This is a genomic window from Paenibacillus solanacearum (assembly GCF_910593845.1).
Classification (GTDB): Bacteria; Bacillota; Bacilli; order Paenibacillales; family NBRC-103111; genus Paenibacillus_G; species Paenibacillus_G solanacearum.
Genome location: NZ_CAJVAS010000012.1, coordinates 38,307 through 53,203 on the forward strand (window position 1 = coordinate 38,307; position 14,897 = coordinate 53,203).

Genomic DNA, 14,897 nt, shown 5'->3' on the forward strand with positions numbered 1-14,897 from the left:
GGATCTGCAATGAATAGACCGATCCGCAAGGCGGCGGTGATCGGCTCGGGGGTCATGGGCTCGGGTATTGCCGCCCACCTGGCCAACTGCGGGATCGACTGTCTGCTGCTCGATCTGGCGCCGACGCAGTTGACGGCGGATGAAGCGGCCAAAGGGCTCACGCTGGAGCATCCGGCGGTGAGAAACCGGCTTGCCGCCGGCGCGATTGCCCGGCTGCCGAAGCTGAAGCCGGCTCCGCTGTATGACGATGATTTCGCGGCGAGAATTACGCCGGGGAATATTGAGGATCATTTGGCACGCATCGCCGAGGTCGATTGGGTCATTGAGGTTATCGTGGAGCAGCTGCAAGCCAAGCAGGAGCTGCTGGCCCAGGTCGAGCGCTGCTGGAAGCCGGGGACGGTCGTCAGCACGAATACGTCGGGCATCTCGGTGAACGAGATGAGCAGGCATACGGGCGAGGCGTTTCGCGCACATTTTCTCGGAACGCATTTTTTTAACCCGGCCCGCTATATGAAGCTGCTGGAGCTCATACCCGGTTCGGATACTGATCCGGCGATCGTGGAACGGATGAAATCGCTCTGCGAGAAGCAGCTCGGCAAGACGGTGGTCATGGCCAAGGATACGCCAAACTTCGTCGCCAACCGGATCGGCACGTACGGTCTGCTCGTCACGCTGCAGGAAATGACGGACGAAGGCTTCGCCGTCGAAGAGATAGACGCCGTGACCGGCCCCGCGATGGGGCGGCCCAAGAGCGCGACGTTCCGCACGCTCGATCTCGTCGGCCTGGATACATTCGTGCATGTAGCGAATAACGTGCATGCTCATGTATCGGATCCGGAAGAACAAGCGGTGTTTGACGTCCCAGAAGTGCTGAAGGCGATGGTGGAGCGCGGCTGGCTTGGGGAAAAGACGGGGCGCGGCTTTTACCTGAAGCAAAAAGGAGCGGATGGCCGCAGCGAAATTTTATCGCTCAACCTGAAGACGATGCAGTACGAAGCGCAGCGAAAGGTGGCTTCCGTATCGCTTGACGCGGCGAAGCGCGCAAAAGGAGCGGGGGCGCGCTGCAAAGCGCTGATCGAGGCGGGGGACCGGTATTCGCTGCTGGCGTGGAACATTCTCAAGAAGGTGCTGCTGTACGCTGCCGAGAAAACGGGCGAAATCGCCGATTCGATTCACGATATCGACGAGGCGATGAAGTGGGGGTTCAACTGGGATCTCGGGCCGTTCGAGCTGTGGGATGCGATCGGCTTGGCGAAATCGGTGGAACGCATGGAAGCGGAAGGAGAACGTGTTCCCGCCTGGGTTAAAGATTGGATCGAGTCAGGCAATGGTTCGTTTTATCAGAAAAGGGAAAGCGGGCGTTTTTACGCGCATCACGGTTTGTTCCGCGAGCTGACGCAGCCGCCCGAGGCGATCTCCCTGCGCGAGCTGAAGGAGCGGAACAAGGTGGTACGCTCCAACAGCGGAGCCAGCCTGATCGATTTGGGGGACGGCGTGGCGTGTCTGGAGTTCCACTCCCCGAACAACGCGATCGGGGCGGATATTTTGCAAATGATCCGGCACAGTCTGGACGAGGTGCGGCGCGGGTTCGAGGGTCTGGTCATCGCCAATCAGGGGAAAAACTTTTGCGTTGGGGCTAACCTGATGCTGCTGCTGATGGAAGCGCAGGACGGCGAGTGGGATGAAATCGACGGCATTATCCGGCTGTTCCAGAGCACGATGTACCGGCTGAAGCGGTTCGAGAAGCCGGTGGTCGCTTCGCCTCACCGCATGACATTGGGCGGCGGCGTGGAGGTGTGCCTACCTGCCGATCAAATCGTTGCTTCGGCGGAGACGTATTTCGGGCTCGTGGAGGTCGGCGTCGGGCTGATTCCCGGCGGAGGCGGCTGCAAGGAGCTTGCGCTTCGCGCCAGCCGCAGCGCCCCGCTTCCGGAAACGGATATGCAGCCTTACGTCAACCGCGCGTTCGAAACGATCGGCATGGCAAAGGTATCGACGAGCGGGCACGACGCGATCAAGCTCGGCCTGATGCGGCCGGGGGACCGCGTCGTGACGAATCCGGATCACGCGATCCACGAAGCGAAGCAGGCCGTGCTTCGTCTGGCGCAGGCGGGCTACGAGCCGGAGCGGGAGAGCAAGCTCCGCGTAACCGGCGCGGACGGCAAGGCGGTGCTGCTCACCGGCGCCTATGCGATGCGGCACGGCGGATACATTAGCGATCATGACCTGAAGATCGCCGGCAAGCTCGCGCATGTGCTGTCGGGAGGCGATGCGCCTGCGGGCACGCTGGTCAGCGAGCAGTATATGCTCGATCTGGAGCGCGAGGCGTTCCTCAGCCTGTGCGGCGAACCGAAGACGCAGCAGCGGATGCAGCACATGCTGACCAAGGGGAAGGCGCTCCGCAATTAGCAGAGCCGTCGGCAGTGCGGTTAACAGAGCATCGTACCGGGAAGGCAGCTGGTTTTGCAAAAAAAGAAGAATGGCAGCAAACGTCAACCGTCAAAGCGATAGAGAAAATGGTGAACCGTGGGCGTGGGCGAAACACGAACGCGAGACGTGAAATGTGCGTGATACGCGAATGTGAATGAATCATGATTCGTAATCCATCAAGTCAAACGCGAGATACGAAAGTCGAGGTGAAGCGCATGACCGATAAGCCTAGAGAAGCGGTGATCGTCTCCGTTGCCCGCACGGCTGTCGGCAAGGCGAAGAAAGGCAGTTTGGCCGGGACGCGGGCCGAAGATTTGGGGAAGGCGGTGCTTCAGGCGGCGATGGACCGGGCGCCGGGGCTGCGCAAGGAAGAGGTCGAGGATATTATCATCGGCTGCGCGATGCCGGAGGGCGAGCAGGGGTTGAACTTTGCCCGCATCATGTCGCTCTACGCCGGTTTCCCGGTGACGGTTCCCGCGCTGACGATCAACCGCTTTTGCTCGTCGGGCTTGCAGTCGATCGCGATGGCGGCGGAACGAATCCGGCTTGGCGATGCCGACGTCATCGTCGCCGGCGGCGTCGAGAGCATGAGCCATGTGCCGATGGCCGGCTTCAAGCCCGCGCCGCACCCGCATCTGGCGGAGCACAGGCCCGATATCTACATGGGCATGGGGCATACGGCTGAGCTCGTGGCGGAGCGTTTCGGCGTCAGCCGGGCGGATCAAGACCGTTTTGCCGTCCGTTCGCACCGTAAGGCGGCCGAGGCTATCCGCGAAGGGCGGTTCAAGGAGGAGATCGCCCCCGTTCCGGTCACGGCCATGTCTTTCGACGAGCAGCGAGGCAAGCTGCGCAAGCGGGAGTTCGTCTTCGACACGGACGAAGGGGTGCGTACGGAGACGACGGAGGAAGTGCTTGCCCGGCTTCCAGCGGCATTCAAGCTCGGAGGCACCGTTACGGCCGGCAACGCGTCGCAGATGAGCGACGGGGCGGCTGCGGCGGTCGTCATGAGCCGGGAGAAGGCGGACGCGCTCGGGCTCCGGCCGCTCGCTGCGTTTCGCGCCTTTGCGCTCGCCGGCGTCGAGCCGGAGATTATGGGCGTCGGCCCGGTAAAGGCGATCCCGAAGGCGGTGCAGCGGGCGGGACTGTCGCTCGGCGATATCGACCTGTTCGAAATCAATGAGGCGTTCGCTTCGCAGTGCGTACATGTGATCCGGGCGCTCGATCTGGACGAAGCGATCGTCAACGTCAACGGCGGCGCCATTGCGCTCGGGCATCCGCTCGGCTGCACGGGCGCGAAGCTGTCTGCGACGCTCATCCACGAGCTGCGGCGCAGGGGCGGCGGGTACGGCGTTGTGTCGATGTGCATCGGCGGCGGTATGGGAGCGGCCGGGGTGTTCGAGGTGTATCCGTCGTAGCGGCTCGCGCAGGGAAGCAAACGGCAACCGAATCGAAGCGAAAAGGGAGAGGATGGCGATGACGCGTATAGCCGGCGGAAGCTTCATTATTGAAGAACCCGATGATCAGCGCGTGTTCACCCCGGAGGACTTGACCGAAGAGCAGCGGATGATCGCGCAGACGACCGAAGATTTCGTCGAAGGCGAAATTGCGCCGCACGACGAGGCGATCGAGAAGCTGAATTACGAGCTGACCGTGGAACTGCTGCGCAAAGCGGGCGAGCTCGGTCTGCTCGGCGCCGATGTGCCGGAAGCGTACGGCGGGCTCGGCCTGGATAAAATCAGCTCGACGCTGATCGGCGAGAAGCTGTCGAAGGCATCTTCCTTCGCGCTGTCCGTCGGCGCGCATGTCGGGATCGGCACGCTGCCGATCGTCTATTTCGGCACGAAGGAGCAGAAGGAGCGGTACTTGCCGGAGCTCGCCACCGGAGAGAAGCTTGCCGCATACTGCTTGACGGAGCCCTCCTCCGGCTCCGATGCGCTTGCGGCCAAGACGACGGCGCGGCTGTCGGACGACGGCAAGCATTATATATTGAACGGCGCGAAGCAGTTCATTACGAATGCGGGCTTCGCCGATCTGTTCATCGTCTATGCGAAAGTGGACGGCGCCGGCTTCAGCGCCTTCATCGTCGAACGGACGATGGAGGGCGTCGGCTTCGGTCCGGAGGAGAAGAAAATGGGCATCAAGGGCTCCTCCACCCGGCCGCTTATCTTGGACAATGTGCATGTTCCCGTCGAGCAGCTGCTCGGGGAAGCGGGGAAAGGACACTTGATCGCCTTCAATATCCTCAACATCGGCCGTTACAAGCTCGCTGCCGGCTGTCTGGGCGCCGCCAAGGACGCGATCGCGCTGTCGGCGAAATACGCCAATGAGCGCAAGCAGTTCGGCCGCCTGATCTCCTCCTTTCCGCTGATCGGAGGCAAGCTTGCGGACATGAACATACGCACCTTCGTCCTGGAAAGCATGGTGTACCGGACAGCGGGCTTGTTTGAGGAAGGTCTGGGGGATTTGGACCATGCGAGCCCGCAGATCGGCATCCAGTCGGCCAAGGCGATCGCCGAATATGCGATCGAATGCTCAATCAACAAAGTGTTCGGGTCGGAGACGCTCGATTTCGTAGCCGACGAAGGGGTGCAGATCCACGGCGGGTACGGCTACATTCAGGAATACCGGATCGAGCGGATTTACCGCGATTCGCGGATTAACCGCATTTTTGAAGGAACGAACGAAATCAACCGCTTGCTCATTCCCGGCACGCTGTTCAAGCGGGCGCTGAAGGGCGAGCTTCCGCTCATGCAGAAGGCGATGGAGCTGCAGGAGGAGCTCATGGAGCTGATGCCGGCGGGGCAGAGCTTCGAGGAGCCGCTGGAGCAGGAGGCGCACTTGATCGCCATGGCCAAGAAGATATTTCTGATGCTTGGCGCACAAGCGGTGCAGGCGTATCAGATGGCGATCGAGCAGGAGCAGGAAATACTCGCCTGTCTGGCCGACCTGATGATCGCCGTCTATGCGATGGAGAGCGCGCTGCTGCGAGCCCGCAAGCTGCTCGCCGCATCCGGCGGCGGGGCGAAGGCGCAGAACGCCGTCGATATGACCGTGTCGTTCGTGCACGACACGTTCGGGAAGGTCGATGCGCTCGCCAAGGAGGCGCTGTGCGCGATGGCGGAAGGCGACGTGCTGCGGACCCAGCTCGCGATATTGAAGAAGCTGACACGCGTGTCCCCCGTGAACCGTATCAAGCTCAAGCGGGCGATCGCCGCCAGGGTCGTCGAAGCCGGGAAGTATGTCGTTTAAGGTCTGAATCTTCATGAGAAATCGGGGTGGTCGAGATGCCTGACAAACCATGGCTTCAGCATTATCCTGACGAGGTGCCGCCGACCTATGATTACCCGAAGCATCATTTGCCGCATTTTTTGACGGAAACCGCTGCAGCGTACCCGAACCGGATTGCGCTCGATTTTATGGGAAAACAGCTGACGTATCGGACGCTGCTTGATTCGGCGCTCCGGTTCGCCCGGGCGATGGCTCATCTGGGCATCCGCAAAGGGGATCGCGTCGCGATCATGCTGCCGAATTGCCCGCAGACGGCGATCGCGTACTTCGGCACGCTGCTTGCGGGGGGCATCGTCGTTATGACGAATCCGATGTACACACCGCGGGAGCTGGAGCATCAGCTTAAGGACGCCGGAGCGAAGGCCATCGTTACGCTCGATCTGCTGTATGAACGGGTGACGAAGGCGATCGCTCCCTCGGGTGTCCGGCAGGTAATCGTAACGTCGATCAAAGATTATTTGCCTTTTCCGAAAAACTGGCTTTACCCGCTGAAGGCAAAGCAGGACGGATTGAAGCGGGATGTCGATTACGGCGGGGGTGTGTACTCGTTTGCGAAGCTGCTGAAGCGGTTCCCGCCCTCGCCTAGCCCGGTGGCCATTGACGCCGAGCAGGATCTCGCGCTCATTCAGTACACGGGAGGGACGACGGGGCTGGCCAAGGGAGTGATGCTCACGCATTACAATCTGGTGGCGAACGCGATTCAAAGCCGGCTCTGGAGCTACCGCTCGGAGCAGGGAAAGGAAGTATATTTGTCGGCGCTGCCGTTTTTCCACGTGTTCGGACTCACTGTGCTGCTCAATCAGGCGGTCTACTTGGCCGGCACGCTCGTGCTCTTGCCGCGCTTTGAAATTCAGCCGCTGCTGGAGACGATACGCCGTACGCGCCCGACGGTGTTCCCCGGCGCACCGACGATGTACATTTCGATGATTCATCATCCGGAGGCGCCCGGGTACGATTTGTCCTCGCTCGAGGTATGCATCAGTGGTGCGGCTTCGCTTCCGCTGGATGTTCAGGAGCGGTTCGAGACGATGACGGGCGCGCGGCTCATCGAAGGCTACGGCTTGACGGAAGCGTCCCCCGTGACGCATGCGAACAATATTTGGGCGAAGCGGAAAATCGGCTCCATCGGCATCCCGTTTCCCGACACCGAGGCCAAAATTGTGCATCCCGATACGGGGGAGGACATCCCTGCCGGGGAGATCGGCGAGCTGATCGTTCGCGGTCCGCAAGTGATGCGCGGCTATTGGAACCGCCCGGAAGAGACGGCCCGCACGCTGAAGGACGGCTGGCTGTACACGGGGGACATGGCAAGGATGGATGAAGACGGGTTCTTTTATATATTGGACCGGCGCAAAGATCTGATCATCGCGGGGGGCTACAACATTTATCCGCGGGAAGTGGAGGAGGTGCTGTTCGAGCATCCCGACGTGGAGGAAGCCGTGGTGGCGGGTGTGAAGGACCCGTACCGGGGCGAGACGGTGAAAGCCTATATCGTGCTGAAAAAAGACAGCGAGGCGGACAGCGAGGTGCTCGGAGCATGGTGCCGGGAACGGCTCGCCGCGTATAAAGTGCCGCGAATCTACGAGTTTCGCAACAGCCTTCCCAAGTCGCTTGTCGGAAAGGTACTTCGGCGAAAGCTGCTGGAGGAAGAGGAGGAGCGGGCCAAGGAGGATGCGCCGGATGCCTCGACATAGCGGCCGCTTCAAGCACAGCATACCGGGAGGAGGGAGAGGGATGGACGATGTGAACGAACAGGGCGAAGCGGTTCGCGCTCCGGCCGGCAATGCGCCGCAATCGACCGGCACGTTCTGGGATTGGATCGGCTGCGAATGGACGGAGGGAACGGAAGGCCGCGTAACCGTATCGCTTACCGTGAAGCCGCGCCATTTGAACCATATCGGCATCGTGCATGGGGGCGTATACGCGACATTGATCGATTCCGCGATGGGGCTGGCCGTCATGCGCTCCAGGCCGGATCATGCCGTGGTGACGACGAACTTGAACATGCATTACGTGGCTCCAGCAGCCATCGGGAAACTGATGGTCACCGCGGAAATCGTCCATGCTTCGCGCAAACTTGTGACGGCGCAGGCCAAAGCTTTTGGCGAGGGAGGGGCGCTGTGTGCTTTGGGCACGGGGACGTTCCGTGTGATGGAGAAACAGGGGGGATGAAACGATCGAAAGTCGAATCCGACTTTGACAAACGAGGTGAGCACATGGGCATTCGCGACGAGGTCGAGCAAATCGTCCAGAAGATTAACGGCAAACCGGAGCGCATCCGGTCGCTGCAGGCGGTTTATCAGTTCAATTTGGGCAACGGCGAATTTTTGCAGGTCAAATTTCACGGCGGGCAGGCGGAATTGTTCGACGGGACGCCGCACAAGGCGGACTGCCGCATCATCCTATCGGAGGAGACGTTCCGCAAGCTGCTGAATAACCAGTTGAACGCCATCGCGGCGTATATGTCGGGTGCGCTCAAGGTGGAAGGTAAGCTCAGTCTCGCCTTCAAGCTGGCCGATGTGCTGAAGGCTTGCTTCTGAACGAACGCGGATCGGCGCCGGGAGCGACAGCCGGTGAAGGCGGATGGGGAACCCACCGAACGGCAAGCCTGAAGGTGGGTTCCTTTCGTTTGCCGAAGGACGGTTGCATAATAGCGTTTACAAATAAGTGTTGACATTTTTTATCACATGCGATTTAATGGTGGCAAATGGAACGTTTATTGCGGTCTTTCGGACGTGGAAATGACACCGGTGTCAAATGCTCTTCGCGCACAATCTTCTCACTCACCGGATCGGATGCGCTCTTTCGATACGATCCCGTATGCGGGAAGTCGTTCGCTCAAATTTTCCCGTTGTTGCGGCTTCAGCGGTCCCAAGAGGGCACAAGCGGTCAAGCCATGTCGCAAAGCCTGGATAAGCGGTATGCTTGGCGAAGAAGTCCGTTTTTTTATCGCAATAATGACACCGGTGTCACGGCGGCAATTTTCAAAGGGGGTGATGCCTGCGATGCTGCGGCACATGCCATGCAAGCGGCAGCGCGACAGCAGGCCGGAAGATCCGTCAAGATCGTGCCGGGTCATACGAAGGAATGCCAGTTTGGCGAACTGCCGCGCAACTGGAGCATGCTCCGGGAGAAGATGGCCGGCTGTGCGGTGAAGCTCGCTGCACGGTCTGCGGAACGATTGTCATCGTTTTTTTTGATCCAATATTGCCAAATAACAGCTATTAGACGGAGGGAGTCCCATGAAACAAATTACTGCTGTGCTGATCGGAACCGGAAACCGGGGAGGCGCTTATACGTCTTACGCCCTGCAATTCCCGCATGAACTGAAAATTGTCGCGATTGCCGACCCTAATCATGTCAGAAGCGGCGCGTTTGCGAAAAAACATAATATCCCGCAGGAGCAAGTGTACCAAACGTGGGAGGAGCTGCTGCTCCAGCCGCAATTGGCCGATGTCGCGATTGTTACGACGCAGGATTCGATGCATTACGAGCCAACGATCCACGCGCTGGAGAAGGGCTATCATGTGCTGGTGGAGAAGCCGATGTCGCCGAACCCGGAAGAGTGCATCCGGATGGAGGAGGCCGCTGAGAAGCATAACCGCCAGCTGTCCGTCTGTCACGTGCTTCGCTATACGCCTTTCTGGTCGGGCATTAAAAAAATCATTGACCGGGGCGATATCGGGGAGATTGCTTCCATCCAGTTGAATGAAAACGTGGGCAATCTTCATATGGCGCACAGCTTCGTTCGCGGCAATTGGAGAAACTCCGACGTGTCCAGTCCGATGATTCTTGCCAAATCGTCGCATGACATGGACATTATCTCATGGCTGATGGGTAAGGCATGTACGCGCGTCAGCTCCTTCGGCTCGCTTTTGCATTTCCGCAAAGAGCATGCGCCGGAAGGAGCTCCGGAGTTTTGTCTGGACGGCTGTCCCGTCTATTCGCAGTGCCCGTACTACGCGCCGAAATATTACATGGACAAAGACGAGAACTTCTTGAAGAAAATTACAAACGACACCTCGCATGAAGGCGTACTGCATGCGCTGCAGACCGGCCCGTATGGCAAATGCGTGTACCGGACCGACAATAATGTGGTTGATCATCAGGTGGTCAATTTGGAATTCGCGGGAGGCGCGACGGCGACCTTCAGCATGTGCGGCTTCACCCATGATACTTCGCGCAGCGTGCAGATTATGGGGACAAAAGGGGAAATCCGCGGGTACATGTCGGAGAACAAATTCACCGTGTACGATTTCCTGACGAGAGACAAGACCGAGGTTCGCTACGACAAGCCGAAGTCGGGCCACAGCGGCGGGGACGCGGGCATTATTAAAAACTTCCTGCACGAGATTCGCTATTATGACGGCAAGCAGGGCTTGACCTCTGCAAAAGCTTCCGTCGAGAGCCATATGATGGCGTTTGCCGCGGAAAAGTCGAGAAATCATCAGGGCGAATCGATCGATCTGATCCAGTTCAAGGCGGATCACAAAAACGAAGCGACGGCAAATCGGTAACTCGCCGGGCGCATGCGCCATTCCAGGTCCGGGCAGTCTCAAAGCAGTATCAAGCTGTCCCGGAATGGACGCGCAGCAACCTTATGTAATCAATAGCTAATGTATAGCCATCCTGCAAAAGACCTTTTGTCAGATCCATCGTCGTAATCCGGAAGGGAGAACCAATATGGATAGAAGAACATTTCTAACGTCCGCAGGCTTGACGGGCGCCGCCCTGTTGTCCGGGGGATTGGGCTACACGCTGAACGACAGGAGTTTGGCGGCCGGGCCGCAGCCGACGGCGGCCGGCGATCCGCCGGAAGGCTGCTTCTCCGGCTTCGATTATCAAACCTTGATCGCGCAGAGCGTGACGTCGATCAAAGGCGGAGCGGGAAGCCGCTTCCCGCAATCGGCCGCGGTCCATACCGCGAGCGGCAAATATTACATTGCCAGGCAGACGACCGGCAATTACCAGGATCAGATGATCTACGAGTACGATCTGGCGACGGGCGCACTGCTCCGAAGCAAGGATGTGCCGATGGGGACCGGCGTCTATTTGGAAGGACTCGTCTACTTTTCCAATGCTTCCGGCCAGCTCTGCTTTATCGTTCCCGTCCAGAAATACGGCAAATTCGGCATTTTCAACTTCGAGACGGGTTTGATGGAAACGCAGTTCAATATGAACGGCAATTATAAAATCGGCTTCGACAACCGGCTCAAATATTTCTTGTGCGGGAAAAACGCTGAACCGGCCAAGGATGCGAATACGAGCATGGACGGCGTCTACTTGTACGATCTGGCTTCCGTCATCGCCGGCCAGCCGGTTCTGGCGGGTACGGTCGAGTTTCTCCACGACCAGATGTTCAACCATAAAATTCAAGGCTTGACGATGATTGACGATGTGATTTATTTGGGGCAAGGGGCAGAGTATCAGACGATCAGCATGATCGACATGAATGGAAATTTGCTCCACATGGTTTCCTATGATTCGAAGGAGATCATCTCGCTTGTCGGCGGCAACCCGGGCTCTACCAATCTTCAGGTGGAAAGCGAAGGCATGACCTGGGTGAAGGTAAACGGCGTCACGCATCCGGTTGCGTTTATCGCGACGCAGGGCAAGGCGTGCCTGATCAAGCTGGGCGATACGGCAGCCGGCACCAAGATCAGCCGGCAAATATTCAAGGGCTACAATCCGCTCCGCGAGCATGCCGCATTGCAACTGATCCAGAGCAGCGGCACGCCGTCCGTTTACGTCTCGACCGGCGCCGATTTTTACCAAGCGGTCGCTTCGATCAAGAGAAAAGGCATCTATACTTTCTTTTGCAATGGAAGCGCCATGAATGCGCCGATCGGGGGACGTTCGATCCGGGGGACGATTATCGTTACGGATGTGACGAGCGCCGGCGTGGCTTCACTGGCGGAAATTCGGGGACAGGATTACGGCGGCATCGTATGGTCCAATTATTACGACACGAACGCATCCGACGTCTGGAAGGGCTGGAGCAATATTGGCGGGGCGTTTGCCGTTCAGGCCGGCAGCAGCTTCGATCCGTTCACGGCCAACCCCGGGGTATATGAAACGACGTCGGCAACGAACGCACCCGTAAATGACAGCGCTATCAAAATATATACGATCACGAGAAGCTATCAGGGCCGCCGGCAGCTTCAGTGCAACTACAGCGAATCCGGGAATGTTTATTATGGAAACATCCACACGAACGGGGTTTTCAAAGGGTGGAAGAAAGTCGCATTCGCCAATTAGCAGGTTGGAAATGTGAAGTTGGATGATAGTACAAATGATACAAACGGGGGAATGTACGATGAACGGAACTAGGAAGCTTGCGCTGCTGCTCGGCATGTCCATGATCGGAACACTCGTCCTGTCCGGCTGTTCCGGCGGGAAGACGGCATCGCCAGGAGCTGATGCGAAGGAAACGCCGCGTGCGGATGCATATAACAATGAACCGGTCACGCTCACGTTCTACTCGCAAAGCGCGGGCGTACTCAATCAGTCGGATTTGGACGCGCTGGTCACGAAGCCTGTGCAGGCGAAATATCCCAACATCACGACGCAGCTGTTGACGGGGAGGAACCTGGAAACATTAATTACGGCCGGGGAAACTCCCGACATCGTGCTGTCAAGCAACGTGCATATGCTAGCGATGATTCAACTGGGGCTGGGCAGCGACCTGAGGGATTTCATCAAACAGGAAAAGATTGATATGAACCTGTTCGAGCCGGAGACCATCAACACGATCAACGGCTTTAGCGATAAGGGGGAAATCTTCGGCCTCCCGTTCGGGATGAATTACGGCATGATGCTGTACAACAAAGATATTTTCGATAAATTTGCCGCACCGTATCCGAAAGACGGCATGACGTGGAATCAGGTCATCGATCTGGCGCGCAAAGTGACGAAGCTGGACGGCGGCACCCAATATGTCGGCTTGGATCTCCAGGGCCCGAGCATGTTGCTGCGGCCATACGGGCTGAGCGTAGTGGACGAGAAGCAGGAGAAAGCGGCGCTGCAAACCGATGGGTTCAAAAAAGTGCTGGGGCTGTACCAGCAAAACTTTGCCATCCCCGGCAACGTCGAGCCGCAAAAAAGATACACCTACGGCATCGATTATTTTCTGAAGGATCAGAAGGTTGCCATGATGCCTTACTGGCTGGCTGCGACGTATGCGCGGCTGCCCCAGCTCCAGGAGCCGGGCAAAGGCTTCAACTGGGATGTCGTGTCGTTCCCGTCCTACGAGGAGAAGCCGGGCATCGGCCGGGAAATCGACTTCCATCTGGCGATGGTGACGCCGACAAGCAAGAACAAGAAGGCGGCATATGCGGTAGTCAAGACGATCGTCGGCGAGGAAGCGCAGAAGGCGATGAACCGGGGCAGCCGGATGACCGTATTGAAGGATCCCGCTCTCAAGAAAGAAGTGGCAGCCGACTCGAAGCTGTATGACGGGAAAAATCTGCAGGGCATCTTCAAGGTTAAGCCAGCTCCGCTCCCGAAGACGAGCAAATACGATTCCAAGATTTATTCGTACCTCAGCGATGCGGCAAAGAGCATGGCGTTCGACAAAACGGACATCAACACGGTGCTTCGGACTGCCGAGGAGATAGGAACGAAGTATATTCAGGAAAATAAGTAAACCGGCTGCTCGTACCGTTTAATGGATCCCCGACACGCATACTTTCTTGTAACAGCTTGGAAATGTGGAGTCGGACAATAGTACAAAATGATACAAACGGGGGAATGTACGATGTTGAACGGAACCAGAAAGCTAACGCTTTTGCTCGGCATGTCCATGATCGGATCGCTCGTCCTGTCCGGCTGCTCCGGCGGGAAGACGGCGTCGCCAGGAGCCGATGTGAAGGAAACGCCGCGTGTGGATGCATATAACAATGAACCGGTCACGCTCAAATTTTACTCGCAAAGCGCGGGCGTACTCAATCAGTCGGATTTGGACGCGCTGGTCACGAAGCCTGTGCAGGCGAAGTATCCCAACATCACGACGCAGCTGGTGACGGGGAAGCTGGAGGAATTAATTACGTCCGGCGAGATTCCCGATATTATCCTTTCAAGCAACCCTCAATTGATTAACATGCTGCAGCTCGGATTAGGCTCCGATCTGAACGAATTTATCAAGCAAGAAAAGATCGATATGGGCATTTTCGAACCGGAAACCGTCAATACGATCAAAGGCTTTAGCGATAAAGGGGAAATATTCGGTCTTCCGTTCTCGATGAACTATGGCTTGATGCTGTACAATAAAGATATCTTTGATAAATTTGCTGTCCCGTATCCGAAGGACGGCATGACCTGGGACGAGGTCATCAAATTGTCGCGCCAAGTAACAAAGCTGCAAGGGGAAGCCCAATATGTCGGAATTGACCTGCAAACCCCAAGTATATTGACCGGTCCTTACGGTCTAAGTCTTGTGGACGCTAAGCAGGAGAAATCGCTTTTGCAAAACGAAGGGTTTAAGAAGGTCCTTGGGATTTATGAGCAAAACTATGCGATTCCCGGAAGCGTAATCCCTCAGAAAAAATATACGTACGGAATCGATTATTTTCTAAAGGATCAAAAAATAGCGATGTTCCCTTATTGGCTGGCGGCTACGACCGCGCGTCTGCCGCAGCTTCAGGAACAGGGTGCCAATTTCTCCTGGGATCTGGTTTCGTTCCCGTCCTTCGCAGAAAAGCCTGGCGTAGGCAGACAAGTCGACTTTCATCTGGCTATGGTGACGCCGACGAGCAAAAATAAGAAGGCCGCTTATGCCGTCGTCAAAACGATCGTCAGCGAAGAAGCGCAAAAAACGATGAACAGAGGGACGAGAATGACCGTTCTTCAAGCTCCTGGCCTTAAGAAGGAGGTTGCAGTGGATACCAAGCTGTATGACGGCAAAAACCTTCAAGGTATTTTCAAAGTGAAACCGGCGGCACTCCCCAAAACGACCAAATACGATTCGAAAATTCAATCCTTCTTAACCGATGCTGCGAAAAGCATGGCTTATGACAAAACGGATATAAATACGGTGCTGAGAATAGCTGACGAAATGGCAAATAAATATATGCAAGAGGAAAAAAAATAACGTTTTTCAAAGTGACCGCGAGCGTGAGTGATTGGCAGGTGCCAATGCTCGCGTTCGCATTTTTGACGGAGAGCGCGGCGGCAGCGTCTCC

General features: G+C 57.4%; 10 protein-coding genes. All 10 read left to right on the top strand.

Annotated features, from left to right (window positions below):
* The first annotated feature begins 9 nt into the window (after positions 1 to 9).
* The 10 genes from KXG62_RS15100 (at position 10) to KXG62_RS15145 (ending at position 14,806) form a co-directional block, all read left to right on the top strand.
* Positions 10 to 2,409 (top strand): 3-hydroxyacyl-CoA dehydrogenase/enoyl-CoA hydratase family protein, encoded by a 2,400-nt coding sequence (locus KXG62_RS15100; protein ID WP_218092823.1) that lies wholly within the window; start codon positions 10 to 12, stop codon positions 2,407 to 2,409.
* 236 nt (positions 2,410 to 2,645) lie between these two features.
* A complete protein-coding gene (locus tag KXG62_RS15105) occupies positions 2,646 to 3,845 on the top strand; it encodes an acetyl-CoA C-acyltransferase (RefSeq protein ID WP_218092932.1) in 1,200 nt (399 codons plus the stop codon).
* A gap of 52 nt (positions 3,846 to 3,897) precedes the next feature.
* Complete coding sequence (locus tag KXG62_RS15110; protein ID WP_218092824.1) at positions 3,898 to 5,679, top strand: acyl-CoA dehydrogenase family protein; 1,782 nt, start codon at positions 3,898 to 3,900, stop codon at positions 5,677 to 5,679.
* A gap of 35 nt (positions 5,680 to 5,714) precedes the next feature.
* Positions 5,715 to 7,412, top strand: coding sequence for a long-chain-fatty-acid--CoA ligase (locus KXG62_RS15115; RefSeq protein ID WP_218092825.1), 1,698 nt, complete (start codon positions 5,715 to 5,717; stop codon positions 7,410 to 7,412).
* Positions 7,399 to 7,890 carry a PaaI family thioesterase gene (locus tag KXG62_RS15120; protein WP_246627460.1) on the top strand — a complete coding sequence of 164 codons (492 nt, stop codon included), beginning with the start codon at positions 7,399 to 7,401 and terminating at the stop codon, positions 7,888 to 7,890. Before KXG62_RS15115 ends, KXG62_RS15120 begins: the two co-directional genes overlap by 14 nt.
* Positions 7,887 to 8,258, top strand: a complete 372-nt coding sequence (locus KXG62_RS15125) for an SCP2 sterol-binding domain-containing protein (protein ID WP_246627461.1) — start codon at positions 7,887 to 7,889, stop codon at positions 8,256 to 8,258. The genes KXG62_RS15120 and KXG62_RS15125 overlap by 4 nt, the downstream gene beginning before the upstream one ends.
* A 702-nt stretch (positions 8,259 to 8,960) precedes the next feature.
* Positions 8,961 to 10,235: a Gfo/Idh/MocA family protein gene (locus KXG62_RS15130; protein ID WP_218092826.1), complete on the top strand. Its 1,275-nt coding sequence runs from the start codon at positions 8,961 to 8,963 to the stop codon at positions 10,233 to 10,235.
* A 166-nt stretch (positions 10,236 to 10,401) separates the two neighbouring features.
* Positions 10,402 to 11,976 carry a hypothetical protein gene (locus tag KXG62_RS15135; protein ID WP_218092827.1) on the top strand — a complete coding sequence of 525 codons (1,575 nt, stop codon included), beginning with the start codon at positions 10,402 to 10,404 and terminating at the stop codon, positions 11,974 to 11,976.
* A 58-nt stretch (positions 11,977 to 12,034) separates the two neighbouring features.
* On the top strand, positions 12,035 to 13,363 hold the full coding sequence (locus tag KXG62_RS15140; RefSeq protein ID WP_218092828.1) for an ABC transporter substrate-binding protein: 1,329 nt from the start codon (positions 12,035 to 12,037) through the stop codon (positions 13,361 to 13,363).
* A gap of 111 nt (positions 13,364 to 13,474) precedes the next feature.
* Positions 13,475 to 14,806, top strand: a complete 1,332-nt coding sequence (locus KXG62_RS15145) for an ABC transporter substrate-binding protein (protein WP_218092829.1) — start codon at positions 13,475 to 13,477, stop codon at positions 14,804 to 14,806.
* Positions 14,807 to 14,897: the final 91 nt, after the last annotated feature.